This is a genomic window from Streptomyces bacillaris (assembly GCF_003268675.1).
GTDB classification, from domain to species: domain Bacteria; phylum Actinomycetota; class Actinomycetes; order Streptomycetales; family Streptomycetaceae; genus Streptomyces; species Streptomyces bacillaris.
Map to the genome: position 1 here is coordinate 3,457,791 of NZ_CP029378.1, position 24,469 is coordinate 3,482,259.

Annotated in this window: 19 protein-coding genes and 2 pseudogenes; 9 read left to right on the top strand and 12 right to left on the bottom strand. The window is 71.1% G+C overall.

The genetic code is table 11. From position 1 onward, the window contains the following. Positions 1–215 precede the first annotated feature (215 nt). The 4 genes and pseudogenes from DJ476_RS14660 to DJ476_RS14675 all read left to right on the top strand — a co-directional run bounded on the left by DJ476_RS14660 (position 216) and on the right by DJ476_RS14675 (position 5,133). A pseudogene (locus DJ476_RS14660) lies at positions 216–1,525 on the top strand (ABC transporter substrate-binding protein). Between the two features lie 170 nt (positions 1,526–1,695). Further along, positions 1,696–2,676 carry a carbohydrate ABC transporter permease gene (locus DJ476_RS14665; protein ID WP_103419985.1) on the top strand — a complete coding sequence of 327 codons (981 nt, stop codon included), beginning with the start codon at positions 1,696–1,698 and terminating at the stop codon, positions 2,674–2,676. Next, positions 2,673–3,584 (top strand): carbohydrate ABC transporter permease, encoded by a 912-nt coding sequence (locus tag DJ476_RS14670; RefSeq protein ID WP_053560036.1) that lies wholly within the window; start codon positions 2,673–2,675, stop codon positions 3,582–3,584. Before DJ476_RS14665 ends, DJ476_RS14670 begins: the two co-directional genes overlap by 4 nt. Positions 3,585–3,666: 82 nt before the next feature. Continuing rightward, the gene (locus DJ476_RS14675; RefSeq protein WP_112490724.1) at positions 3,667–5,133 is read left to right on the top strand and encodes a GH1 family beta-glucosidase; all 1,467 of its coding nucleotides are present in this window, start codon (positions 3,667–3,669) and stop codon (positions 5,131–5,133) included. A gap of 61 nt (positions 5,134–5,194) precedes the next feature. Here the strand turns inward: DJ476_RS14675 and DJ476_RS35570 are convergent, their stop codons facing one another. After that, the gene (locus DJ476_RS35570) at positions 5,195–7,141 is read right to left on the bottom strand and encodes an eCIS core domain-containing protein (protein WP_318294696.1); all 1,947 of its coding nucleotides are present in this window, start codon (positions 7,139–7,141) and stop codon (positions 5,195–5,197) included. A gap of 484 nt (positions 7,142–7,625) precedes the next feature. On the opposite strand from DJ476_RS35570, the gene DJ476_RS14690 reads away from it, so the two are divergent. Then, positions 7,626–8,906, top strand: a complete 1,281-nt coding sequence (locus DJ476_RS14690; RefSeq protein ID WP_103419991.1) for an APC family permease — start codon at positions 7,626–7,628, stop codon at positions 8,904–8,906. Positions 8,907–9,017: 111 nt separating this feature from the next. Here the strand turns inward: DJ476_RS14690 and DJ476_RS14695 are convergent, their stop codons facing one another. The 3 genes from DJ476_RS14695 to DJ476_RS14710 all read right to left on the bottom strand — a co-directional run bounded on the left by DJ476_RS14695 (position 9,018) and on the right by DJ476_RS14710 (position 11,493). Next, positions 9,018–10,334: a mannosyltransferase family protein gene (locus DJ476_RS14695; protein ID WP_318294697.1), complete on the bottom strand. Its 1,317-nt coding sequence runs from the start codon at positions 10,332–10,334 to the stop codon at positions 9,018–9,020. Positions 10,335–10,481: 147 nt separating this feature from the next. After that, positions 10,482–11,000 (bottom strand): hypothetical protein, encoded by a 519-nt coding sequence (locus tag DJ476_RS14705; RefSeq protein WP_208853502.1) that lies wholly within the window; start codon positions 10,998–11,000, stop codon positions 10,482–10,484. Further along, on the bottom strand, positions 10,993–11,493 hold the full coding sequence (locus DJ476_RS14710; RefSeq protein ID WP_112490726.1) for a SigE family RNA polymerase sigma factor: 501 nt from the start codon (positions 11,491–11,493) through the stop codon (positions 10,993–10,995). The genes DJ476_RS14705 and DJ476_RS14710 overlap by 8 nt, the downstream gene beginning before the upstream one ends. A 306-nt stretch (positions 11,494–11,799) precedes the next feature. Between DJ476_RS14710 and DJ476_RS14715 the strand changes: the two genes are divergently transcribed. From DJ476_RS14715 to DJ476_RS14730, 4 genes are all read left to right on the top strand, one after another. After that, the gene (locus DJ476_RS14715) at positions 11,800–12,942 is read left to right on the top strand and encodes a helix-turn-helix domain-containing protein (RefSeq protein ID WP_244209622.1); all 1,143 of its coding nucleotides are present in this window, start codon (positions 11,800–11,802) and stop codon (positions 12,940–12,942) included. 40 nt (positions 12,943–12,982) lie between these two features. After that, the gene (locus tag DJ476_RS14720) at positions 12,983–13,834 is read left to right on the top strand and encodes a hypothetical protein (RefSeq protein WP_112490727.1); all 852 of its coding nucleotides are present in this window, start codon (positions 12,983–12,985) and stop codon (positions 13,832–13,834) included. A 373-nt stretch (positions 13,835–14,207) separates the two neighbouring features. After that, positions 14,208–15,050 carry a hypothetical protein gene (locus DJ476_RS14725; protein ID WP_208853579.1) on the top strand — a complete coding sequence of 281 codons (843 nt, stop codon included), beginning with the start codon at positions 14,208–14,210 and terminating at the stop codon, positions 15,048–15,050. Positions 15,051–15,106: 56 nt separating this feature from the next. Beyond that, the gene (locus DJ476_RS14730) at positions 15,107–15,694 is read left to right on the top strand and encodes a Uma2 family endonuclease (RefSeq protein ID WP_103419999.1); all 588 of its coding nucleotides are present in this window, start codon (positions 15,107–15,109) and stop codon (positions 15,692–15,694) included. Between the two features lie 4 nt (positions 15,695–15,698). On the opposite strand, the gene DJ476_RS14735 is transcribed toward DJ476_RS14730, so the two are convergent. From DJ476_RS14735 to DJ476_RS14765, 8 genes and pseudogenes are all read right to left on the bottom strand, one after another. Continuing rightward, positions 15,699–17,495, bottom strand: a complete 1,797-nt coding sequence (locus tag DJ476_RS14735) for an ABC transporter ATP-binding protein (protein ID WP_167480435.1) — start codon at positions 17,493–17,495, stop codon at positions 15,699–15,701. A 270-nt stretch (positions 17,496–17,765) separates the two neighbouring features. Then, positions 17,766–18,107, bottom strand: a pseudogene (locus DJ476_RS36060) (lasso peptide biosynthesis B2 protein); the annotation flags it as partial. Continuing rightward, on the bottom strand, positions 18,104–18,355 hold the full coding sequence (locus DJ476_RS14740; RefSeq protein ID WP_103420005.1) for a lasso peptide biosynthesis PqqD family chaperone: 252 nt from the start codon (positions 18,353–18,355) through the stop codon (positions 18,104–18,106). The pseudogene DJ476_RS36060 and the gene DJ476_RS14740, both read right to left, overlap by 4 nt. After that, positions 18,352–20,313 (bottom strand): asparagine synthase-related protein, encoded by a 1,962-nt coding sequence (locus DJ476_RS14745; RefSeq protein ID WP_112490730.1) that lies wholly within the window; start codon positions 20,311–20,313, stop codon positions 18,352–18,354. Before DJ476_RS14745 ends, DJ476_RS14740 begins: the two co-directional genes overlap by 4 nt. 50 nt (positions 20,314–20,363) lie before the next feature. After that, positions 20,364–20,495 carry a keywimysin-related RiPP gene (locus tag DJ476_RS14750; protein WP_019762774.1) on the bottom strand — a complete coding sequence of 44 codons (132 nt, stop codon included), beginning with the start codon at positions 20,493–20,495 and terminating at the stop codon, positions 20,364–20,366. Between the two features lie 717 nt (positions 20,496–21,212). Continuing rightward, on the bottom strand, positions 21,213–21,776 hold the full coding sequence (locus tag DJ476_RS14755; RefSeq protein WP_112490731.1) for a hypothetical protein: 564 nt from the start codon (positions 21,774–21,776) through the stop codon (positions 21,213–21,215). A 330-nt stretch (positions 21,777–22,106) separates the two neighbouring features. Next, positions 22,107–23,729 (bottom strand): chaperonin GroEL, encoded by a 1,623-nt coding sequence (groL, locus tag DJ476_RS14760; protein ID WP_003967345.1) that lies wholly within the window; start codon positions 23,727–23,729, stop codon positions 22,107–22,109. Positions 23,730–24,131: 402 nt separating this feature from the next. Next, positions 24,132–24,338 carry a cold-shock protein gene (locus tag DJ476_RS14765; RefSeq protein WP_003967346.1) on the bottom strand — a complete coding sequence of 69 codons (207 nt, stop codon included), beginning with the start codon at positions 24,336–24,338 and terminating at the stop codon, positions 24,132–24,134. Positions 24,339–24,469 lie beyond the last annotated feature (131 nt).

Sequence of the window (24,469 nt, forward strand, 5' to 3'; positions counted from 1 at the left end):
GAGAGCGCTCTCAAGTGCCAAGGAACGTAAAACTCCTGAAACGTGAGTGTCAAGAGATGGCGCACGAGCGGCAGTTGGGCGGCGACCGGATGTAACGCCAAGCTGTTATGTGTTCGAGTCTTGACGGGGCGGGGGCGGTGGGGGACGCTCCAGACGCAGGTTTTGAGAGCGCTCTCAACGCGCTCGGTTCATCCCGGAGCCAAGGGAGGCTTCCCATGCCCATCGCCCGAGCCGCCAAGAGAGCCAGCGTCCGCCTCGGCGCGGTCGTCCTCACCGGGGCCCTCCTCGCCGCCTGTGGATCCGGGTCCGGCGACTCGTCGGACAGCTCCGACAACGCGGGCGGGAAGATCACGCTCACGGTCGACCTCTTCGGGTCCTTCGGCTTCAAGGAGGCCGGGCTCTACGAGGAGTACCAGAAGCTCAACCCGAACGTGACGATCAAGCAGAGCGACACCCAGGACGAGGTGGACTACTGGAAGTCGCTCCAGACCCGCCTGGCGGGCGGCGGCGGGCTCGCGGACGTCCAGGGGGTGGAGGTCGGCCGGATCGCCTCGGTCACCCAGCAGCAGGCCGACAAGTTCCAGGACCTGAAGGAGTTCGGCGCCGACAAGCTCAAGGGCGAGTTCGCCGAGGCCAAGTGGCAGGCGGCGACCACCGAGGACGGCAAGATCCTCGGCCTCGGCACCGACGTCGGCCCCGAGGCGATGTGCTACCGCACCGACCTCTTCCAGCAGGCCGGCCTCCCCACCGACCGCGAGGAACTCGCGAAGAAGTGGTCCACGTGGGAGGGCTACCTGGAGCTGGGCAAGGAGTACAAGAAGAAGGCCCCCGCCAAGAGCGCCTGGCTGGACAGCGTCGGCTCGCTCTACGCGATCATGATCGGCCAGGAGAAGGAGCGTTACTACGACGCCTCCGGCGAGCTGATCTACGACAAGAACCCCGCGGTCAAGAAGGCCTGGGACACCTCCGTGGCGGCGGCCGAGGCGGACCTGAGCGCCAAGCTCGACCAGTGGTCCCCGCAGTGGAACCAGGCGTTCGCCGCCGGTTCGTTCGCCACGATCCCCTGCCCGGCCTGGATGCTCGGCTACGTCAAGGGCCAGGCCGGTGACGCGGGCAAGGGCAAGTGGGACATCGCCAAGCTGCCCGGCGGCGCCGGAAACTGGGGCGGCTCGTACCTCTCCATCCCGCGTGCGGCCAAGCACAAGAAGGAGGCGTACCAGCTGATCGAGTGGCTGACCGCCCCGAGCAGCAGGCGAAGGTCTTCCAGAAGCAGGGCAACTTCCCCTCCGCCACGGGCACCATCGAGCAGATCGCGGACGCCAAGGACGAGTACTTCTCCAACGCCCCGATCGGCCAGATCTTCGGTGACGCGGCCAAGGAGTCCCCGGTGCAGGTGCTGGGCGTCCACGACCAGAACGTGATGCAGCAGCTGACGAACGCGCTGAGCGAGGTCGAGCGGAAGGGCGTCTCGTCGGAGAAGGCGTGGGAGACGGCGAAGAAGGGCGTGGCGAACGTGATCGGCTGACCCCGGTCCGAACCGCTGCCTCTCCTCCCCTCCCCCCCTCTCCCCGTCTCTCCTGGGGCCGGTCCACCGGTGCGCACGACGGTGGCCCGGCCCCGCTCCCGTACACCCCACTCCCCTCTCCGTCTCCTCCTCTCCGCAACTGATCGCCCCCGACCCCGAAGGGCCGCACCGTGTCCCTCACCGCCACCGCGAAGGCGGGGCCCAACCGCCCCGCCGGACCCGGACCCGGGCCCGACGACGGCCGGGCTGCAACGCTCCGGCGTACCTGGCGCAAGGCATCGCCGTACGCCTACATCGCCCCCTTCTTCACCCTCTTCCTCGCCTTCGGCCTCTTCCCGCTCCTCTACACGGCGTTCGTCTCCCTCTACCGGGTCGAACTCCAGACGAGCGGCGAGATGGAGTGGCGGGGCATCGCCAACTACACGGCGCTCTTCACCGACGAGTACTTCTGGACCTCGCTGCGGAACACGTTCACGATCGGCGTGCTGTCCACGGTCCCGCAGCTCGCGATGGCGCTGGGCCTGGCCCACCTGCTCAACTACAAACTGCGCGGGCGTACGTTCATCCGCACGGCGATCCTGCTCCCGTACGCGACCTCCGTCGCCGCCGCCACGCTCGTCTTCGCGCAGCTCTTCGGCCGGGACTTCGGGCTGATCAACTACGTGCTGGGGCTGGTCGGTTTCGACCCGGTGGACTGGCAGACGGGCACGGTCGCCTCGCAGATCGCGGTGTCGACGATCGTGGTCTGGCGGTGGACGGGGTACAACGCGCTGATCTACCTGGCGGGGATGCAGTCGATCCCGCACGAGCTGTACGAGGCCGCGGAGATGGACGGGGCGTCGCGCTGGCGCCAGTTCATCCACGTCACCCTGCCCGGCCTGCGCCCCACGATCATCTTCACGGTCATCATCTCGACGATCGGGGCGACCCAGCTCTTCGGTGAGCCGCTGCTCTTCGAGGGGTCGATCTCGGGCGGGATCTCGCACCAGTACCAGACGCTCGGCCTGTACATGTACGAACAGGGCTGGGGTTTCTTCCACTTGGGCCGGGCCGCGGCCATCGCCTGGGTGATGTTCGTCGTGATCGTGGTGCTCGTCGGGGTCAACGCCCTACTCGTGCGCCGCCGCGCTCGCAAGGAGGCCGGACGATGACCGCGCTCGCCGCACCGCCGACGGCCCCCGAGAAGGACGGCCCGCCGCAGCCCCCGCCCGGCAAGCGCCTCCGCAAGGGGGGCGCGGGCCGGACGATGAAGGGCGGCTGGCTCTCGTACCTCATCCTCGGCTTCGCCCTCCTCCTCTCGGCGTTCCCCTTCTACTGGACGATCGTGACGGCCAGCCGGTCCAACGCGGACATGGCGAAGGTGCCGCCGAGCCTGCTGCCGGGCCCGAACCTGATCAAGAACTTCGAGCAGGTCCTCGAAGAGGCGGACATCGGCAAGGCGCTGCTGAACTCGCTGATCGTGTCGTCGTCGATCACGATCGGCACGGTGCTCTGCTGCACGCTGGCCGGCTTCGCCTTCGCCAAGCTGAAGTTCAAGGGCCGGAACGCGCTGCTGACGCTGACGATCGGGACGATGATGATCCCGCCGCAGCTCGGGGTGATCCCGCTCTTCATGCTGATCGCCGAACTCCAGTGGGTGAACCAGCTCCAGGCGGTGATCCTGCCAGGTCTGGTCTCGGCCTTCGGGGTCTTCTTCATGCGCCAGTACCTGGTGCAGTCGCTGCCGGACGAACTGATCGAGGCGGCCCGGGTGGACGGGGCCTCGACGGCCCGCATCTTCTGGTCGATCGTGATCCCGATCGCGCGGCCGGGGATGGCGGTGCTGGGGATGCTCACGTTCATGACGGCCTGGAACGACTTCTTCTGGCCGATCATCGCGCTCTCCTCGCAGGAGCCGACCGTGCAGGTGGCGCTGCGGCAGCTGGGCGGCGGCTATGTCAACGACCAGTCGGTGATCATGGCGGGCACGCTGCTGGGCACGCTGCCGGTGCTGCTGGTGTTCGGCCTGCTGGGCCGGCAGATCGTCGGCGGGATCATGCAGGGCGCGGTGAAGGGCTGAGGCGCCCCGTACCGGCTCTCTCTCCTTCTCTCCCCCTCTCCCTCCCCTTACTTCCTCCCCTCACATCTGGAGAGTCCATCTCATGACAGCTGTCGACGCACGCCCGGAATCCACGGCGGGTGCCCGCGCGGAATCCGCCACGGACGCCTCCGCGGCCCCGCGCCCGGAGGCCGGTACGGTGCTCCGCTTCCCGGCCGGATTCCGGTGGGGCACGGCCACGGCCGCGTACCAGATCGAGGGCGGGGCCACGGAGGGCGGCCGTACGCCGTCCATCTGGGACACGTTCAGCCGTACCCCCGGCAAGGTCCGCAACGGCGACACCGGGGACATCGCCGCCGACCATCTGCACCGGATGCCGGAGGACGTCCGGCTGATGAAGGAACTGGGCGTCACGGACTACCGGTTCTCCGTCTCCTGGCCCCGGGTCCAGCCGACCGGCCGGGGCCCGGCGGTCGAGCGCGGCCTCGACTTCTACCGCCGCCTGGTGGACGAGCTGCTGGGCGCGGGCATCAGACCGGTCGCGACGCTCTACCACTGGGACCTGCCGCAGGAGCTGGAGGACGCGGGCGGCTGGCCGGAGCGGGACACGGCGCACCGGTTCGCGGAGTACGCGGGCCTGGTGGCGGGGGCGCTGGGCGACCGGGTCTCGACGTGGACGACGCTCAACGAGCCCTGGTGCGGGGCGTTTCTCGGGTACGGGAACGGGGTCCACGCCCCCGGCCGGACCAGCGACCTGGCCGCTCTGCGCGCGGCGCACCACTTCAACCTGGCGCACGGCGGGGCGACCCGGGTCCTGCGCGACCTCCTCCCGTCCACGGCGGAGATCTCCCTCACCCTGAACCTCCACGCCCTGCGCCCCCTGACGGACACCGACGCCGACCGGGACGCGGTGCGGAGGATCGACGCCGTGGCGAACCGGATCTTCCTGGACCCGGTCTTCCACGGGCGGCTGCCGGAGGACCTGGTGGCGGACACGGCGGGGGTGACGGACTGGTCGTTCGTGAAGGCGGGCGACCTGGAGGTCACGTCGACCCCGATCGACTCGCTGGGCATCAACTACTACTCCCCGAGCGTGGTTTCGGCGGGCAGCTCCGAGTCGCCCTCCCCCTGGGCGGGGGCCGAGGAGCACGTGGCGTTCACCCCGGCGGAGGGCCCGCGCACGGCGATGGACTGGCCGGTGGACGCGGACGGCCTGTACGAACTGCTGACCCGCCTCCGCGACGAACTCCCGGGCCTGCCGCTGCTGGTGACCGAGAACGGGGCGGCGTACGACGACTACGCGGACCCGGAGGGCCAGGTCCACGACCCGGAGCGGGTGGCGTACCTGGACGCGCACCTGGGGGCCGTGCACCGGGCGATCGAGGACGGGGCCGACGTACGCGGGTACTTCCTCTGGTCGCTGCTGGACAACTTCGAGTGGGCGTACGGCTACAGCAAGCGGTTCGGCATCGTGCACGTGGACTTCGCGTCACAGCGCCGGACGCCGAAGGACAGCGCACGGTGGTACGCGGAGGTCATCGCGCGGGGCGGGGTGGCGGTGGGGGGCTGAGGGGCCTGGGGGCGGGAACTGGGCGAAGGGGCCCTCGGGTCGGGCCCCTTCGCCTCGCCGGCTACCCGTTACGTGCCTGCAGAGCGCGAATGGCCGCGACGAGAGAGCGGACCAGGACGTCCCTGCTGGCCTTCGCGGTCGCGACGACGCCGGGGTCCGCTCCCTTGAGCGTTCCCTTCTTGGCCTCGTTCTCGATGAGCTTGGCCCCGATGGGGGGCGTCGGGAGCGGGTCGGGCAGGCCGGAGAGCTTCTCCATGGTGAGCCCGGCGAAGACGAGCCGCTCCAGATCCCGGGAGAAGGCGGCGTCCGTGATGCCGTACGCCTTCTCGACCCGCTTCGTCCACTCCTGGGGCCGGGCGTGGGTCTGGGCGAGGGCGAACAACTGCCGGATGGTGTCGTCGGTGACGGCGGCACCTGTGGCGTGTCCCCCGACGTTCTGGCCGATGCGGCTCATGTCGGTGGAGATCGCGAAGCTCGGGTCGAATCCTCCGGTGAACCCGCCGCGCTCCCTGGAGAGCGAGTCCATCAGCTGCTGGCCCTCCTCGGCCCCGCTGCCGAAGGAGACGCCGGGTTCCAGTCCCTCGTACCCCTCGGGCACCTTCACGAAGGTGCTGGGTTCGGGGTAGTAGACCAGGCCGGGTTCCACCTCGGCCATGGCCTTGCGCACGGCGAGGTCCACCTGACTGGCGTGCCAGATCAGGATGTCGTTGTCGGCGGTCCGGCTGCCTGCGGGGGAGGTGTAGCCGCCGCTGAACACGTCCAGCTCGCCCGACTCCAGGCGCCCGCTCGCGGCCGAGAACAGGGGGCCCGCGGCAGTGTCGAACGATGCGGTGTCGGAGTCACTGGTGTGCAGATAGACGTGCATCCGGCCGGCTTCCCGCAGGCTGTTGATCATGTCGGCCGTCTCGGGGGCGCGCATGATCCGGTCCCTGATCTCACCGTAGGGAATGGTCCGCTGGCTGGCCTCCTGGGCGTCGACGGCGTGGTTGGCCCAGGTGAAACCGATCACCGCGACCCGGAACCGGTTGGCGCCCCAGGCACCGAGTAAGGCGCCGACCTTCTGGTTCAGCAGGGTCTGCGCGGCGGCCGCGTCCTGCTGGTTCCGGACCCGGATGTTGACGCCGATGACCAGGGCGAAGCGATCGGGCGGCGCCGTCCCTCCCTCGAAGCCGGTCTCGTACTTCTCGGCGATCTCCATGAGGTTCAGGTCCGGGCTGAGCACGGCGGGGACGATGGCGACGGTCCCCACGCCCTCGGGCTCGGCACCGGCGACGGCCTGCCCGAAGGTGCCGACGACCCCGCCCCCGTCGAGCGGGGCGAGTTCTGCGGCCCGCTGCACGGCGGGAGCCCCGACGGCCGCCACGGGGCGCGGCCCCTTGGCCCGCTGAACGGCCGCCGCAGTGTCGGGCACCGCCGCCCGCATCACCCGGGTCGCGTTGGCCTCGGCCTCGCGCTCGAACCGGTCGGAGGGGTCGGAGACCTTGAGCCCGGCCCCGTTGACGGTCCCGGCGACGGGCCCCGAACGCTGCTGGATGACGTGGGTCAGCTCATGGGCCAGAGTGTGCTGGTCCGCCCCGCCGTCACCGATGACGACATGGCTGCCGCTGGTGTACGCCCGGGCGCCGACCTCGGCCGCGGAGGCCCTGGCCGCGCTGTCGTTGTGGATCCGCACATCGGAGAAGTCGGCACCGAGCCGGGCCTCCATGTCGGCCCTGGTGGTGTCGTCGAGGGGCCGCCCCGGGGTACGCAGCACGTCATGCACGGCGGACCGCTGCACAACCCCGTGCCCGCACCCCGCACCATGCCGATGCGCCCCTTCCGCCCCGTCGGCGTACTCCGCCTGCCCCGCCTGCCGCAACATCTGCACGACGGCCGCGTTCCCGACGCTGGCCTGCAACCCCATGAGCCCGTACGGCGCCGACACCCCGCCCTCCACCGCGGGGGCGCGGGAGGCGGCCGTACGGGGGGAGTCGGCCCGTACGGTTCGGTCATTCTCCTGGGCGTGCACGGCGGGCCTTCCCTGCGTAGAAGTGGGAATCCTTCCTGCATACGCGGCGATCGACCACGGCACCAGGAACCTGAGGGCAGAGAGGGGTGGCCGGAGGGGCAGTGTGGGGTGTGGTGTGCAGGGGCGCGGCGACGGCACACGTACTCAGTCCGCCCGCAGTTCCCGGACGATCCGGTCGGCCACCCGCAGAGCCAGCTCCAGCCGTGGGTCCTGCGGGTGGGCGTGCGGGCCGAGGATCTTCGAGCACACGAAGAGCGTCATCAGCTTGCCGTCGCGGCTCGCGAAGTCGGCGCGCCGCTGGGAGCAAGGTGGCAGGCCGCCGGCAGAGGGCCGAAGCAGAGGTGGGGTGGCGCCCCCGAATCCGGCGGCAGCGAAGGAAGCGGGGGCGGGCGCGGGCGCACGGTGTGGCCCCCCGCAGGCCCCCGCCGGCATCCTCCTCCGCTACTGTGCGCCACAGTTCGCGCGGTCGTACGAGAGGAAGCCGATGATGGACGTGGGTGGCGCCCCGGCCGGCGCACGGGGGATGGAGCGCCGTCTGGGGCTCTCCGACGCCGTCGTCATCGGTCTCGGGTCCATGGTGGGGGCCGGGATCTTCGCGGCGCTCGGACCCGCGGCCGACGCCGCCGGTTCCGGGCTGTTGCTCGCGCTGGGGCTGGCCTCGGTCGTGGCCTACTGCAATGCGACCTCCTCGGCCAGACTGGCCGCCCTGTATCCCGAGTCCGGCGGCACCTATGTCTACGGCCGCGAGCGCCTGGGGGAGTTCTGGGGCTACCTGGCCGGCTGGGCGTTCGTGGTCGGCAAGACCGCCTCCTGCGCGGCCATGGCCCTCACCGTCGGCGCCTACCTCTGGCCCGGCCAGGCCCACGCCGTGGCCGTGGCCGCGGTCGTGGCGCTGACCGCCGTGAACTACGCCGGGGTACAGAAGTCCGTCCTCCTCACCCGCATCGTGGTCTGTACGGTCCTGGCCGTGCTCGCGGCCGTCGTGGTCGCCGCGCTCGGCTCCGCCGACGCCGACGCCGCGCGACTCGGCATCGGCCCGGACGTCACCGTGGGCGGGGTGCTCCAGGCAGCGGGGCTGCTGTTCTTCGCCTTCGCCGGGTATGCCCGTATCGCCACTCTCGGGGAGGAGGTCCGCGATCCGGCGCGGACGATTCCGCGCGCCATCCCCGTCGCACTCGCCATCACCCTCGCCGTCTACGCCCTGGTCGCCGTCGCCGTCCTGGCGGTCCTGGGCCCGCACGGGCTGGCCGCCGCCACCGCGCCGCTGTCGGACGCCGCGCGAGCCGCGGGCGCCGACTGGCTGGTGCCGGTCGTCCGCGCCGGCGGTGCCGTCGCGGCGCTCGGGGCGCTGCTCGGGCTGATCCTCGGGGTCTCCCGTACCACCCTGGCCATGGCCCGGGACCGGCACCTGCCGCACGCCCTCGCCGCCGTCCACCCCCGCTTCGGCGTCCCCCACCGCGCCGAACTGGCCGTGGGCGCGGTCGTCGTCCTGCTCGCCGCGACCGCCGACGTACGCGAGGTGATCGGCTTCTCGTCCTTCGGTGTCCTGGCCTACTACGCCATCGCCAACGCCTCGGCGTGGACCCTCTCCGCCGAGGAGGGCCGGCCGAACCGTCTCGTCCCCCTCACCGGCCTGGCCGGTTGTGCGGCCCTGGCCTTCGCCCTGCCCCTGGGCACCGTCGTCACAGGAGCCGCCGTCCTCGTCGCCGGAGGCGTCGTCCATGGCCTGCAGAGGGCCATATCGCCGAGGCGTACGGGGAGCTGACCGGTCACCCTCGCGCTCCCGCGCCTCCTACCGCCTGCAGGAGACGCCAGACGCACCGGACGGACCCGGTTGGTACTGTTCCTGGCCTGGAGTTGGTTCGGTCAGGGCCCCTCACCCCGCCCACCGCCCCGTGAAGAACGCCAGGGCCACCAGCGCGGACAGCGGGGCCGAGACGCACAGGTACGCCGTACGGAACCAGTAGCGGCGCAGGCTCGCCGCCGCCAGGCCGATCCAGAGCGGCCACCACAGCAGCGTGGCACGGGGTACGGACGTGTACCAGTACGACGTTCCCAGCGCCCACAGGCTCAGCGCCACGTACACCGCCTCCGGCCGGCGGCGATGACGCAGGAGCACGGCGACCAGGGCCACTCCCACCAGCATCGCCGCCAACTCGGCCTGGAACATGGCCGCGTAGCCCGTCGCGTGCACCCCGTCGAAGGCTGCGTTCCAGGTGTTCGCCCACGCCTCCCACGGGGTGTGGAACTCCCGGTACCAGCCGCGCTCCTGCGCGTGCTTCCACGCCATCCAGTCGCCCGTGTGCGCATGCAGGTACCAGCTGTACGCCAGTGGCGGCAGCCCGGGCAGCGCCAGCCAGGCCACCCCACGCCAGGCCGTCCGCCGCCCCTTCCCATCCCCCTTCCCATCCCCCTTCCCCTTCCCCTTCCCCGAACCCGCCTGGAGCGCTGTGAGCACGAACAGCACCGCTATCGCCGCCGCCAGGAACAGACCGCTGACCCGCACCGTCGTCGCCAGAGCCGTCAACGCGCAGGCCCACGACCACTGGTGGCGCCGGGCCGCCAGCCAGGCCGGGAGCGCGAAGGCCAGGAACAGCGCCTCCGTGTAGCCGACCGCGAGGAAGACCGCGCACGGGGAGAGCAGGAAGAACAGGACCGTACGGTGACCGGCGGCGTCCTCGGGGACGTACGAGCGGGCCGTCCGGGAGAGCGCCAGCACGGCCACCGCCCCCGCGACCAGCGAGATCAGCAGGCCCGCCGCCGTCCAGTCCGGGACGACGACATGGACCACCCGAAGGAGTAGTGGGTAGCCCGGGAAGAATGCCTCCCGGTTGTCCCAGTCGCCCAGCCACGGGCCCGCGCCCGCCGGGAAGTAGCCGTCGCGCGCTATGTGGAGGTAGTGGTTCGCGTCCCACTGCTGGAACGGGGCGAGCAGCGGCGCCGCCTCCCGTACGTCCGAGCCCCGGGGAAACAGCCACCGGGCACCGTGGGCCATGATCCACAGGGACAGACGCGTCAGCAGGTAGAGCTGGAGCACCCTGCGGTCGGCCGGGGTGAGCCAGGACGCCCACCGGTGTCGGCGGGGCGCGTCGGATGCGTACGGTACGGGCCCGACCGGCCGGTTCTCCCGGGGCGCGGAGGTGGCGCCCGACCGGGGCTCGGCCGGGCGCAGCCCGGGGGACGACATGGACACTCGGGCACCTTTCGGACGCGCCCAGGGCGCGCGGGATCGCCCGGATCGCCCGGTGGAGCCGCCGGGGCACGGGGAGGGGTAGGGAGGGAGGTAGGGAGAGTGCGTACGTGGGCGGGTCGCCTGCCGTCCCGGCGCCGCCCTCCGCGATCACGGCATCGACGTCGCCCCGAGCGTCGAGCTGGGCGTCCCCGTAGGCGTCGACGTCGCCGAGGACGAAGCCGTCGGTGCCTCCGTCGTCGGCACGCCCCCCGGCACGGACGAACCAGGCGTGTACGAGCCAGGGGGGTACGACGCCGGGTCCGAGCCCGGCGTTCCCGGCATCGTCGTGCTCGGCGTCGGCGGCTCCGTCAGGGTTCCGGCGGGCGGCGGGGGCGAGGGGGACGGGTAGCTGGGGGACGGGCTCGTCGCCGGAGGGGCCGGGGTCGGGGTGACCGGGTGGAGGCCGATCGCCGCCGCACCGCCACCGCCGACGACCAGGCAGACCCCCACCGCGAGCGCCGCCATCCGGCGCCGCTGCGCGCGCATGCCGCGTTCGGTGATGCGGGCCGCCGGGTCGGCGGCCGCGTGGCCCTGGCCGAACTCCCCGGCCTGCTGGAACAGGGTCCTCAACGGATCCTGCGCGCCCCGGGGCTCCTCCGGGCCCGACGGGTCCCGTGGTTCAGACATCAGGAGCCTCCTCCATGCGGGGGTCCCGCAGCCGGTGGGCGAGCGCCGCACGGCCGCGGACCAGATGCGTCTTGATCGTGCTGGTGGAAAGCCCGGTCTCCCCGGCGATCTGCTCGACCGTGAGGTCGCACAGGTAGTGCAGGGTCAGCGTCCGCCGCTGCTGGGCGGGCAGCTCGCGGAGCGCCTCGACGAGCACCACGTGGTCCGGGTCCGGCGGCGCCACGTGCTCCGGCGCGCCGCTCCCCCGGCCCCAGGCGTCCGCCGAACGCCGCCGGAAGCGCCACCGGCTCACCGCCAGGCGCCACGCGACCGTACGGATCCACGCCTCGGGCTGCCCGTCCCGCTCCAGTCGGCCGCGCCGGACCCACGCCTTGACGAAGGCCTCCTGCACGACGTCCTGCGCCTCCTGGAGGTCCCCCGTCATCACGTACAACTGGCCTGTGAGACGCGTGACCGCCCGGGCGTAGAACTCTTCGAACTCCTCGACGGTCAAAAGTTGCTCCCGGATCTTTCGCTTCACCGGGTATACGCCTGCCGCCGGGCATCCGGTCTACAGGGACTGCGGGGTTTCACGGGTGACGGTCGCCACAGGACACTCATGGCCCATCCCGGCCCGGAGCCACACCCACGAGGTCACCTCTGGGGTGGGTCGGTTGCCTGCAGAGCCAGCTTGCCCAGGCCAAAGAAGTCGGAGGAGAGGGAAGACTTTCCTAATGGACCAGCTTGCCTAGTTCAGGAAAGTTGGCTTTACAGGCAAGTTATCCCGCCTTGCCACATGCCGCCATGCGACCATAAGGGCATGACAGCCGTAGAGCTGACCTCAGACGCCCTCTTCGAACAGGGCATGGCCCGACTAGCCGAGCTTCTCGGGCCCCCTTGGCAGATCGACCGTCGCCCGGACAACAAGGAAACGCGCCGTAGTGGCGGCGACATCGTCGTGACCGTGCAAGCCGAGGGTGAGGGTTCCTACGCTCAGCTTCTGGTCGACGTGAAACTCACCGGTGTGTCACCTCGTACGGTGGAAGAGGTCCTGCTGGCCAAACTGGATCTGCTGCGACAGCTGAACCACCACACGACCCTGCTGGTCCTGACGCCCTGGCTGTCGCGGCAGACTCAGAAGCTTCTGCGCAGACACGACATCAGCTACCTGGACCTCATGGGCAACGTGTCCCTGCGGGTCCCGCGACCCGCCATCGTCATCCACACCGAAGGGGCCACCCGTGCCCCACAGGCCCTAGCCAAGGAGCCGGGCAGGACGACCCTGGCAGGGCCAAAGGCAGGCAGGTTGGTACGACTCCTCACCGACGTGCACCCCCCGTACCGCGCGGGCGAACTCGCTCAGGCCTCAGGGCTGAGCCTCGGCTATGTCTCACGGCTTCTGGACACGTTGGAGGACCAACTCCTCATCCGCCGGGACGGGCGAGTCATCACGTCGGTCGACTGGCCGAACCTGCTGCGGGCACGCGCCGCTCGGGAGACCTTGCTCCGCAAAGGCTCGTATGTGGGCCTACTAGCGCCGAACGGCGTCCCAGCCGTGATCGAACGCATCCGGCACCTGCCACAGTCGGGGCTCGACAACATCGCGGTCACCGGCACTTATGCCGCCCATACAGTGGCCCCTCTCGCTGTGGGCGGGCAGCTCATGGTGTACACCTCCCCGCTCCTGGACGAAGACGACCTCGGTGAGGAACTGGGCCTCCTGCCTGTCGATGAGAATGCGGACGTCCTGCTGCTCCAAGCACGCGACCGGTCCGTCTTCGAACGCACCAAGATCGTGGACGGCATTCCGCACGTGGCGTTGAGCCAGGTAGCCCTGGACTGTCTGGCCGGTCCGGGCCGCCTGCCCGCCGAGGGGGAGGCTGTCATCGAGTACATGAAGGCCCACCAGAGGCGCTGGCAGGTATCCGGCATGGACAACCTGCTGACACCTGATCAGCTCTAGGATTACACCCCTGGCACTTTCACGGAGAGCTTGAGGCACTGTGGCCAAATTCCCTGACGATGTCGACCCCCGTCAGCTCACGGTCGTGGCCCGGCGTGTCCTCATCGATGGGCTCAGTGCCCTGCAGGACCACCTTCCCGCGCTGACCGTCGTCGGCGCCCAGGCCGTCCACCTTCGCTCCCCCGACGCGGCGATCAGCAACGCCCCCTTCACCTCGGACGGGGACCTCAGCATCGACCCGATGCTGCTGGGCGACCAGCCGCACCTGGACGCGTCCCTCCGAGCGGCCGGTTTCGATCTGAAGTACGACCACGAGCCCGGACTCTGGGAGCGCCCCGAAACCATCGGCGACCGAGTGGTCCCAGTCGAACTGGACCTGCTCGTCCCTCGGCAGCTCTCCCCGAAGAACGGCAGGCGCAGCGCCAAGGTCCCTCCGCACGGCGCCATGTCCGCACGGTGGATCGATGGCCTTGAGGTCGCCGCCGTGGACCGCTCCCCTCTCCAGGTCTCCAGCCTCGACGCGGAGGACCCCCGCAGCATCATCGTGAACGTCGCAGGCCCCACAGCACTCCTGGTCGCCAAGGCCTTCAAGATCACCGATCGTCTCGATGACGCGGACAAGCGCCCCGACCGCCTCACCGACAAGGACGCCGGTGACGTGCTGCGCATCATGATGACTGCCTCTCCTCGTCGCGTTGCCGCCCGGTTCGCCGAGCTTCGGAAAGACGCCCGGGTCGGAAGCACAGCGGCAGAGGGGCTCGAAAAGCTCCACGCCCTCTTCGGCGCCGCCGCCACTCCTGGTGTGGACATGGCCGTCCGGGCTCTGAGCGGCGACGTACCGGAGCAGCGCGTCCGCGCCCTCGCCCCCGCGTTCATCAGCCGCTTGCGATAGCGCTGGAGCGATAGACGACTTGTTGGCGCCCCACGTCAGGGCCGTCACCCCACCCCGCCCTACCCCGCGCGCCTCCCGGGGCTCAAGCGGCGAGATCCGAGCGCTCTTAACAGTGATGGGGTGGATGGGCCAGTGTTCCCACCCACCCACCCTGCGACCGGAGTTGACCGTTTGTGACCGACTTGCGACGCGCCGTCGCCTGGCTCTAGCGTGCGGAGAACGAGAGCAGAACAGAGACGACCCCTGCTGGTGATGGAACACCGAACAGGGGTCTGACCAGTGAAGATCGGACTGAACGATCCCCATGGCTGACAGCTACCTTAATGCTGCCTCCGGCACCCCGCACGAGGCCCCGCCGACATCCCCGCACCCCATGGCCAAACCCGGCTACGGCAAGCGCTCCGCCCCCGGCGAACGACCGCGCACCGACCGCGACTTCGCCCACCTCCTCCCCCGCGACGCCGCCGTCGCCGCCTACATCGACCGGCTGCCCGACGGCTCCGACATCTCCGTGAAGACGCTCGCCAAGCACCTCCCGTACGGGCAGTGCGCCCTCAGCACCACCCTCAACCGGCTCCAGGCCGCCGGTCATTTACGGCGCGGCAGCGAGTGCGTGGTGGCCGACGACGTGATGCTCTGGGTGACCCGTACGTTCTTCTCGCGCACCGCCCGCGAGGACTCCTGGTGGAACGCCTTCACCCGGGGCGACGCCCCGCGCGACCAGCCCCAACGGCCGACCCGCTCCCGGGCGTTCATCCTGCTCGCCGCCCTGGGGCGTACGGCCCCGACGCTCTCCCTCTCCTCCGCCGACTGCGTACGGCTGGAACCGCGGGTCAGCGAGTGGTTCGCCCGGGGTGCGACCGAGGCCGAGCTGCTGCACGCCCTCACCGCGGGCCTGCCGTCCCCCGTCCACTGCGCCGCCCGCCTCGTCGAACGCCGCCTGACCGACAAGCTGCCGCCCGAACGCGTCCCGCCGGGGCCGGAGCCACGGACCGTCCTGCGCACCCTGGAGTGCGGCGAGTGCGGGGTCCCCGGCAGCCCGGAGGCCCTCCTCGGCGGGCTGTGCCGCGCCTGCCGGGGGCCGTCCCCCGAACCGCCGGTGGGTCCGCCGGGGGCCGTGCAGCCGCCCGGCGTACGGGAGCGGATGAACGCGGTCCGGGCGGGGCTGGTCCCCCGGTCGGAGCGGACCTACCGATTCGAGAGGACCCACCGGTGACCGTGCAGCTCATCCGCAGATTCGGCAGGGCACGATGGAGGGGAGGAGGCGACGCCATGACCCCCAGCCCCGCCGATCACGCACCACGGGCCCAGCTGTCCGTCGAGGAGTTCGAGCAGCTCGCCCGCTCGGCCCCGGAGACCGTGACGCTTGAGCTCATCAACGGAAAGCTAGAGGTCAAGCCCGTGCCCGACGGCGACCACGGAACCATCTTCATGTGGCTGCTCCGCCAGTGCATGCAGCATCGGCCCGACCTGGACCTGCATCCGGAGCAAGGGCTGATGGTCGAGGCGTACCGGCAGGGGCGGGCCCGTCCCGACGGCGCCCTGGCCCCTCGCCGGCACTTCGCCGGACAGGGCGAGTGGGCACCCGCCGACGGCGTTCTGATGACCGTGGAAGTGACCTCCTACGACTACGACACCGATCACCGCGACCGCACGGAGAAGCCCCACGGATACGCCTCGGCGGGCATCCCGGTCTACCTCCTGATCGACCGCGACTCCGGCACCCTCGTCGTCCACAGCGAACCCGACCGAGGTCGCTACCGGCAGCAGCACTCGTACGACTACGGGGACCGGGTGACGCTTCCCCACCCCGTCTCCATCACCCTGGACACCGAGGAGCTCAAGGACTACGCCCGCTGACCCCTCACCGCGCCCCCGCCTCCACTCCTTCCGACACCGCCGCGAGCTGCGTCGTCGCCAGTTCGCGGTAGAGGTCGTCCCCGGCCATCAGCTCCTCGTGCGTGCCCGCCGTGCGGACGCGGCCGTCCTCCAGGACCACGATGCGGTCGGCGTGGCGGACGGTGGAGAGGCGGTGGGCGATGACCAACACCGTGGACCGTGCGGCCAGTTCGAGGATGACATCGCGCAGTGCCTGTTCGTTGACCGCGTCGAGCTGCGAGGTCACCTCGTCGAGGAGGAGCAGGCGCGGGCGGCGCAGCAGGGCGCGGGCGATGGCGATGCGCTGGCGTTCGCCGCCTGAGAGGGTGACGCCCCGGTGGCCGACCGCCGTGTCCAGGCCCTCGGGCAGGCGGGCGACCAGGGCGTCCAGACGGGTGCGGGTGACCGCCTCCGTCAGCCGCTCCTCGGGGGCGTCGGGGGCCGCGAAGAGCAGGTTCTCGCGGAGGGTGCCCGCCAGGACCGGGGCGTCCTGCTCCACGTACGCGAGCGAGGCGCGCAGCTCCGCGAGGGGCCAGTCCCTGATGTCCCGGCCGTCCAGCGCGATGGTCCCGGTGTCGTGGTCGTAGAACCGTTCCAGCAGGCTGAACACCGTCGACTTGCCCGCCCCCGACGGGCCCACCAGCGCCACCATCCCGCCGGCCGGGACCTCGAACGTGACGCCCTTGTGGGCCGGGGCGCGCTCGTCCCCGTACCCGAAGGTGACCTCCTGGAAGGTGACCTGGAGGGGGGTGGTGGTGCCGCCTGTCTTCGCGCGGCCCGTGGCCCCCGCCGGTTCGCCCGGCAGCGACTCCACCTCGTCGATCCTCCGTACGGCGGCGAGGCCGCTCTGCAACCCCGTCCACCCCTCCACCAGGCCGCCGATCGGGCCCATCAGGTAGAAGAGGTAGAGCAGGAACGCGATCAGCGAGGAGATCTCCAGGGAGCCCGACGCCACCCTCGCCCCGCCCACACCCAGCACGGCCAGGAAGGCGAGCTGGATCGACATCATCATCGTGACGTCGGAGACCGACGACCACTTCGCCACCGACACACCCCGGTCGTGCGCGTGCCGGGCCGCCCGCGCGACCGCCGCCGTCTCCCGCTCCTCCGCGCCGCTCGCCTTCACCGTACGGAACGCCTGGAGCACCCGGTCCAGGGCCGCGCCCATCGCTCCCACGGACTCCTGCGCACGGAGCTGCGCTCGCTGAATACGCGGCATGAGCAAGGCGGTTACGGCTCCGATGCCGACGATCACCACCAGCGTCACGCCCAGCAGCGTGAGGTCCATGTACGCCATGAACGCGACCGTCCCCAGCAGCATCAGCACGCTGTTGAACGACTCGACCAGGCCGCTGGAGAGGACCGTCCGGAGGAGGGTCGTGTCACTGGTCACGCGGGACTGGAGGTCGCCAGGGGTCAGGCGGTCCACCGCCGGGACCTTCAACCGCATGATCCGGCCCACCAGTTGGTCGCGCGCACGGAGGACGACGCCCTCTCCCGTACGGGCCATGAGGTAACGCCCGTACGCGGAGAGGCACGCACCCGCGAGGACGAGCGCGGTGAGCGCGATGAGCGGGGCCACGGGCGATCGGTCGGCGGCGAACGCGTCGACCGCGTACTTCGCCATCAGCGGCATCGCCAGCCCGGCCGCCGACCCGGCGAGCGAGAGCAGGCCCGCCCGGATCAGGACGCCCCGGTGCGGGCGGACCCGGGCGAGGAGCAGGCGGAGGGGGGAGGGGCCGGACGTGCCATCCGTGCCGGTGGCGCCGGTCGCGTCGGCCATACGGGTCGCGCCGGGGTCGCTCGCTTCGGAGAGTGGTGCGCTGGCCTCAGGCGCCCCAGACCCTCCCGGCCGCTCAGCTGCCCCAGGCCCTTCCGGCCCCCCAGGCGCCCCAGGCCCTCCCGTCCGCTCCTCAGGGCTCCTGTCCGCCCCCGCCCCGCCCCCGTCGTCGTCCCCGCCACCGCGCTCACCCGGAACCCCCTCGCGTACCGTCACCACCATCAGAGGACGCAGATCGGCCGCTTCCGCCTGTTCGCCGACCGTGCGGCCCCCCGCCTCCACCCAAGCATGCGGCGAGAACGGCGGCGCCGTCCGGACCCCGGCGCACCAGTCGGGCCACGCTCCCGACATCCGGCACGCCAGCGCGATGGCCACCGAGCGGGGCAGGCAGCCGTAACGGCCCGCGCAGCGGCGGCTGGTGGCGGTGACGGCCTCGTACATCTCCAGCGTCTCGTCGTACGTCGCCGGGCGGGCGCCCCTGCTGCAGCGGGTCAACACCCGGCGCAGGCGGCCCGGTTTGAAGCGGGCGAACACGAACGCGGCGGCGATCGCGGCCCGCAGCCGTACGCCTCCCGGGCCCGCACCCCGGCGGGGCATGGTCATCTCGGTGGTCATGGGCGCAGGATCTTCGCCTCGACGAGCTGACGGGTCAGCTCGGCCACGTCCGACTCCGCCTCGGCCCGCTCGACGTCGAACTCCGCGACGATCCGGTCGACGGCCGCCTCGGAGGTCTGCCCGGCGGCGAGGGCCTCGACCACGATCACGCTGGTGTCGTTCAACTGCCAGTAGCTGCCGTCCTTTTCGTCGAGCAGGACTCCGCCGTACTCGGTCGTCGTGACGGCGATGCCTTTTCTGAGCTTCACTGGAGTGCCTCGCTGGTGGTGGTCGTGGGGGTCAACTGGGGTGTGGGCCAGGCGTTTTCCACTGTGCGGAGCCAGGTCTCCCCGGCCACGGTGGAGCTGATGGAGTGCTCGACCAGGACCGGCGAGAAGGGTTCGGCCGCCAGGCGGAGCAGGTGGCGGGCGTCCACCAGCCCGTGTTCGGCCAGGCGGGAGCCGGTCCACAAGTCGGCCAGTTCGTGGGCGTGTTCGCGGAGTCCCTGGTGTTCGTCGGAGGACATGTGGTCCTTCGTCGTACGGGCCAGCAGCGCGTCCGGCACCACCCCGCGCATCGCCTCGACCAGCAGCGGCTTGTAGCGCCAGGGGCTGATCCGCTCCGGGAGGCGTACGGCGAGGGTGGCCTCCAGGACCCGGTCGTCGTAGAAGGGGGCCGCGACCGGCAGCCCGATCGTCATGCCGATGTCCTCCATCGCCTGGAAGTGCCGCGCCCCCATCCGTACCGCGTCGATGTCCACATGCCGCCCCCGCCACCGGTCGATCGGCTCGGCCCGCTCGGCGGCGGTCCGGAACTCCTCGGTGATCAGGGTGCGAGCGTGGTCCGTGAACCAGGGGCGCAGGGACTGGCGGACGCCCCAGGAGAGCAGCGGGGTGCGGGTGACCGGCTGGGGTTCGGTGGTGACCGCGCCCGCCAGCCACTGCGGGAAGGCGGAGCGGTTCAGCAGGGCCTTGAGGGTGGGGAGCAGGGGCCAGCCGAGCTGGTGGCGCAGGCCGCTGAGGTGGTTCCAGGCGGTGAGGGGGTTGCCGTGGAAGAGGTCCTGGTAGGCGTGGGGCAGGCCGAGGAAGAGTTCGTCGCCGCCGTAGCCGGTGAGGTGGTAGCGCGATCCGGTGGCGTGGGCGCGGCTCAGGAGCAGGTGCGCGCGGGCGCGGCCGGGGGCGACGGGGAGCGGTTCGTCGTTCAGTTCGGCCGAGGTGGCGGCCAAGTCCGCGTAGAAGTACGGGGCTTGGTCGGCCGGGATGATGTGGTGGGCCAGGGCGTCCGTGGGGCCGTGTGCCGCCTCCACCGCCCTTCTCGCCCACATCTCGTCCTCGCTGTAGCGGTCCCGGGCGGCCACGGTGAGCAGCGACAGCTCCGCGCGGCCGGTCGCGCGGGCGGCGAACGTGAGGGCCGTGGAGTCCAGGCCGCCGGAGAGTTCGCAGCTGATCCGGTCCAGGCCGCCGACATGGGCCCGTACGGAAGCGGCGACGGCCTCCCCGACCCTGCGGGCGCCCTCCGCCAGGGAGAGTTCCGGCGGCGGGGGCTCCCACCAGCGGTACTCGCGAGGGCCGGGGGCGGCGGCCGTGCCCGGTGCTGCGACGGGCAGGGCCAGTCCGTACCCGGCCCCGGTCTCGTGCACGCCCCGCCACAGGGCGCGTCGGCTCAGGGGGTGCGGCAGGAAGTCGAGCATGCGCAGGGCCAGCGCGCCGTCGTCCAGGGGGGCGCCGGTCAGGTGGGCCAGGACGGCCGGGCGGTCCGAGGCGATGGTCCCGGCCTGCGGGTGCCGGGCGTGGTAGATCCGGCGCAGCCCGGAGGCGGTGCCCCGGATCCAGGTCTCGCCGGAGAGGTGCGCGATGACGTGGTGGAGGCCGGGGAGCCGGGCGAGGCGCCGTTCCAGCGCGGCCCGGTCGCGGGCGCCCTCCAGGAGACCGGCGAGCACGGCCTCGGGGACGCGGTCGGGGCCGATGAGCACGAGGGCGTCGTCGCCCCGGCGGAGGTGGCTGACCTTGCGGAACAGGGGGCGCGCGAGGACCCAGGGGCGGCCGGAGGGGTGCGGGACGGTCACGACGTCACCGGCCCCGGTCACCGTAGGGGCGGACGCGGCCCCGGTCATCGTCGGGGCGGTCCCGGCCCCGGTCGCCTCCGGTGCGGGAAGCTGCCCGGCCACCGTGTGGCCCGCCACGCTGTCCGGCAGGACGACGAAGTAGTCACGCAGCAGGCCGGGCATCTTCACCTTTCGGAAGTTCTCACACCGTGCGCGGGGAACCGGTCGGCGGTTCAGATGATGCGCCGGACCCAGTACTCCTTGTACGAGCCGTAGAAGTAACCGGCGGTCTTCTTCGAAAAGTCGCCCTGCTTGAACAGCGACGGCTTCATGTAGGCCTTCTTGGCCTTCTCCTGCTGCTTCATGACACCTTCCCTTCTGTGCGGTTGACGACCGTTATGCCCAACAGCTGTTCGCATAACTGGAGTTATTGGTGCGGCTGGTGTTCACCAGGTGATCACCAGAGCCATCATGTCCCGCTGCCGGACCGGTACGCGTGATTCCGACTTACCGCGCGAAGTTGGCCGGATAGCGCGAGCGGAGAAAGCGCGGTCGCGACGGTCCGCACCGCCGCCGAGGCACCGACCGGTCGGCATGTGCAGTCGCACACCGGCGGGCCGGTCCGACGCAATGGACTGGACCAATATCTACGGGCGGGGGCCCGACCCTGGCAGTGAGCAGCCAAGAGATCGTGCGGGGCGCGGCGGGACGGAGGAACCAGCAGGGCGGGGGCCCGGCAGCGCCCGTACCGGCCCTACCTCACGTACGGTCGGCGCGCCACCGACATCGACGGAACCGCTCGAACGTGTGTTGCCGTACGGTGTCGGGCACGGCAAGTAGCCATTCGGCCACACCCGACCGCTCGTTCGGTTCCATCCGGCGCCGCCCGGGCACGCCGAGGCCCCATCGGAGCCCGTCCGTGCCCGCCCGAGCCCGTCCGGGCACGCTGGACGCCCCATCGGAGCCCGCCAGAAGGCCTGCCCGGCCCACCGCGAGCACGCCACGAGCTGGCCGCGAGCCCGCAGGGGCGCCCGTCGAGGCGTCCGCCGGAGGAGCGTTCGCCGGGGCGCCCGCAGCGGCCCTCAGCAGCCCCGCACGCCACCCGCCTCGCGTACCCGGTAGACGCCCCACGCCGCCATCCCGACACCCCCCAGGAGAGGGATCATGCCGTAGCCGAAGAGCTGGCCCGAGTGCGCGAACCACCGGCCGCCCTCGAAGACCTGGGTCGCGGTGGTCGTCTCGGGGTCGTTGCGGCCGTCGTGGTCCGCGAAGGTGATCCGGGTCCGTTCGATCTGCGCCGACTTGGGCATCCCGTCCACGTGGACGCGCAGGGCATCCCGGGCCGCCCTCTCGCGCTCCGCGTCGTTGGCGCGCTGCTGGGCCGGGGTCTCCCCGAAGCAGTGCCAGACGGTCTGCCCCTTCTCGGCGCGCGTGTCGTGGCACGAGATCCGGCCGAAGGTCTCCACCCGCATGCCGACCAGCTTCGAGAGGCCCGTACCGGTCACCACGATGAACCCGCCCACCGCGAACAGGAGCGCCCCCGCGAGGACCAGCGCGGCGCCCTTGAGCTGCTGCCCGCTCCACCGCGCGCGCTCCCCGCGCCCCGGCCCGCCGTTGCCCGCGCTCCCCGGCCCCGTGTTCCCCATAGCCGCCACGGCCGCCCCGCCCCCGTTCGCGTGCCGCCCGCGTCCCCCGCGCGCGTACCAACCGTTCCCGCGCATCAACCGTTCCCCGTACGAACCGTTGCCCGTATGAACCGTTGGACCGTCCCCACGTGCCGACGGTTCCCGCATCGTCGGGCTCCGGCTCCGGTTCCGGTCCCGTACGGTCCGATTCCCGCATTCTCCGAGGCAGCCCCGGGCACGCCACAGGGGCGGCACCTCCCGTGTGGGAGATACCGCCCCTGTGGGACGTACCTGCGTACGCGACGTACTCGCCGTACGCGGAACCTCGATCGACCGGCGGACCGGAACCGATCAGAAGTCCATGTCACCGCCCGGCATGCCACCCGGGGCGGCCGCGCCGGCCTTCTCGGGCTTGTCGGCGATGACGGCCTCGGTGGTGAGGAAGAGCGCGGCGATGGAGGCGGCGTTCTGCAGGGCGGAGCGCGTGACCTTCGCCGGGTCGAGAATGCCCTCGGCGATCATGTCGACGTACTCACCCGTCGCGGCGTTGAGGCCGTGACCGATCGGCAGGTTGCGGACCTTCTCCACGACGACGCCACCCTCGAGACCACCGTTGACGGCGATCTGCTTGAGCGGGGCCTCCAGCGCGAGCTTCACGGCGTTGGCGCCGGTCGCCTCGTCGCCCGTGAGGTCGAGCTTCTCGAAGACGGCCGAGGCCTGGAGCAGGGCCACGCCACCACCGGCGACAATGCCCTCCTCGACGGCGGCCTTGGCGTTGCGCACCGCGTCCTCGATGCGGTGCTTGCGCTCCTTGAGCTCCACCTCGGTGGCGGCGCCGGCCTTGATGACGGCCACGCCGCCGGCCAGCTTCGCGAGGCGCTCCTGGAGCTTCTCGCGGTCGTAGTCCGAGTCGGAGTTCTCGATCTCGGCGCGGATCTGGTTGACGCGGCCCTGGACCTGGTCGCTGTCACCGGCACCGTCGACGATGGTCGTCTCGTCCTTGGTGATGACGACCTTGCGGGCGCGGCCGAGCAGGTCGAGACCGGCGTTCTCCAGCTTGAGGCCGACCTCCTCGGAGATCACGGTGCCGCCGGTGAGGATGGCGATGTCCGCGAGCATGGCCTTGCGGCGGTCGCCGAAGCCCGGGGCCTTGACGGCGACGGACTTGAACGTGCCCTTGATCTTGTTGACGACCAGGGTGGAGAGCGCCTCGCCCTCGACGTCCTCGGCGATGATCAGCAGCGGCTTGCCCGACTGCATGACCTTCTCCAGCAGCGGGATGAGGTCCTTGACGCTGCCGATCTTCGAGTTGACGATCAGGATGTACGGGTCGTCGAGCGACGCCTCCATACGCTCCATGTCGGTCGCGAAGTAGGCCGAGATGTAGCCCTTGTCGAAGCGCATACCCTCGGTGAGCTCCAGTTCCAGACCGAAAGTCTGGGACTCCTCGACGGTGATGACGCCTTCCTTGCCGACCTTGTCCATCGCCTCGGCGATCTTCGCGCCGATCTCAGTGTCGGCGGCGGAGATGGAGGCGGTCGAAGCGATCTGCTCCTTGGTCTCCACGTCCTTGGCCTGCTCCAGCAGAGCGGCGGAGACGGCCTCGACGGCCTTCTCGATGCCGCGCTTGAGGGCCATCGGGTTGGCGCCCGCGGCGACGTTGCGCAGACCCTCGCGGACGAGAGCCTGGGCGAGGACGGTGGCGGTGGTCGTACCGTCGCCGGCGACGTCGTCCGTCTTCTTGGCGACCTCCTTGACCAGCTCCGCACCGATCTTCTCGTACGGGTCCTCGAGCTCGATCTCCTTGGCGATGGATACACCATCGTTGGTGATCGTGGGCGCGCCCCACTTCTTCTCGAGGACGACGTTACGGCCCTTGGGGCCGAGGGTGACCTTGACGGCGTCGGCGAGCTGGTTCATCCCGCGCTCGAGACCGCGCCGTGCCTCCTCGTCGAACGCGATGATCTTGGCCATGTGAAGTGGTCCTCCCGGACAGGGGTGGATTGCTCCGGACCGAGAGGCGCCCGCGACGGACGGCCTGCGTGCGTGGTGGTTCCTTGCCCCATCACGCGTGCGGGCCTCACCGGCCCGGTCCAAGTTCTGTCACTCTCACCTGGAGAGTGCTAATGCCAATGATTAGCACTCGACCCCCGAGAGTGCAAGCGCCTTCGACGAGAGCCCGCCATGCGGTCCCGGACCGGCCCCCGCCCGATCCGGGGCCGATCCGGGCGTCCTCGCAGGCCGGTTCGGGCGTCCCCACGGGCCGGTCCGGGCGTGCCCGCAGGTCGGCCCCGGCACGCGCGTAGGGCCCGATCCCCGGATGCCGGGGTCGGGCCCTACGTGCGTGAGTAGTGACGGCGGACGGCCGTGTCGGGCTCAGCCGACGGCGAGCTTGACCATGTCTGCCTGGGGCCCCTTCTGGCCCTGCGAGATCTCGAATTCAACTCGCTGACCCTCTTCGAGGGTGCGGTACCCGTCCATCTGGATCGCGCTGTAGTGGACGAAAACATCCGCACCACCGTCGACCGCGATGAAGCCGTACCCCTTCTCCGCGTTGAACCACTTGACGGTGCCCTGAGCCATGCCTAACTCCCCTATAACTGGCCCTTGCACGGGACCGCACTTCGCGGCCCCGGGTCGGAACTCACCCTCCGACAGGAGAGGGTGCGCAGCGCCGCAGCGCGTCGACCGCGGCCGAATGTATCCGCCCAACT

Coding starts and splice junctions, on each gene's coding strand:
- DJ476_RS14735 (WP_167480435.1), bottom strand. CDS start 17,495: ATGGCCGACGCGACCGGCGCCACCGGCACGGATGGCACGTCCGGCCCC.
- DJ476_RS14765 (WP_003967346.1), bottom strand. CDS start 24,338: ATGGCTCAGGGCACCGTCAAGTGGTTCAACGCGGAGAAGGGGTACGGC.
- DJ476_RS14730 (WP_103419999.1), top strand. CDS start 15,107: ATGACCCCCAGCCCCGCCGATCACGCACCACGGGCCCAGCTGTCCGTC.
- DJ476_RS14705 (WP_208853502.1), bottom strand. CDS start 11,000: ATGTCTGAACCACGGGACCCGTCGGGCCCGGAGGAGCCCCGGGGCGCG.
- DJ476_RS14725 (WP_208853579.1), top strand. CDS start 14,208: ATGGCCAAACCCGGCTACGGCAAGCGCTCCGCCCCCGGCGAACGACCG.
- DJ476_RS14755 (WP_112490731.1), bottom strand. CDS start 21,776: ATGGGGAACACGGGGCCGGGGAGCGCGGGCAACGGCGGGCCGGGGCGC.
- DJ476_RS14670 (WP_053560036.1), top strand. CDS start 2,673: ATGACCGCGCTCGCCGCACCGCCGACGGCCCCCGAGAAGGACGGCCCG.
- DJ476_RS14715 (WP_244209622.1), top strand. CDS start 11,800: ATGACAGCCGTAGAGCTGACCTCAGACGCCCTCTTCGAACAGGGCATG.
- groL (WP_003967345.1), bottom strand. CDS start 23,729: ATGGCCAAGATCATCGCGTTCGACGAGGAGGCACGGCGCGGTCTCGAG.
- DJ476_RS14745 (WP_112490730.1), bottom strand. CDS start 20,313: ATGCCCGGCCTGCTGCGTGACTACTTCGTCGTCCTGCCGGACAGCGTG.
- DJ476_RS14675 (WP_112490724.1), top strand. CDS start 3,667: ATGACAGCTGTCGACGCACGCCCGGAATCCACGGCGGGTGCCCGCGCG.
- DJ476_RS14750 (WP_019762774.1), bottom strand. CDS start 20,495: ATGAAGCAGCAGGAGAAGGCCAAGAAGGCCTACATGAAGCCGTCGCTG.
- DJ476_RS14690 (WP_103419991.1), top strand. CDS start 7,626: ATGATGGACGTGGGTGGCGCCCCGGCCGGCGCACGGGGGATGGAGCGC.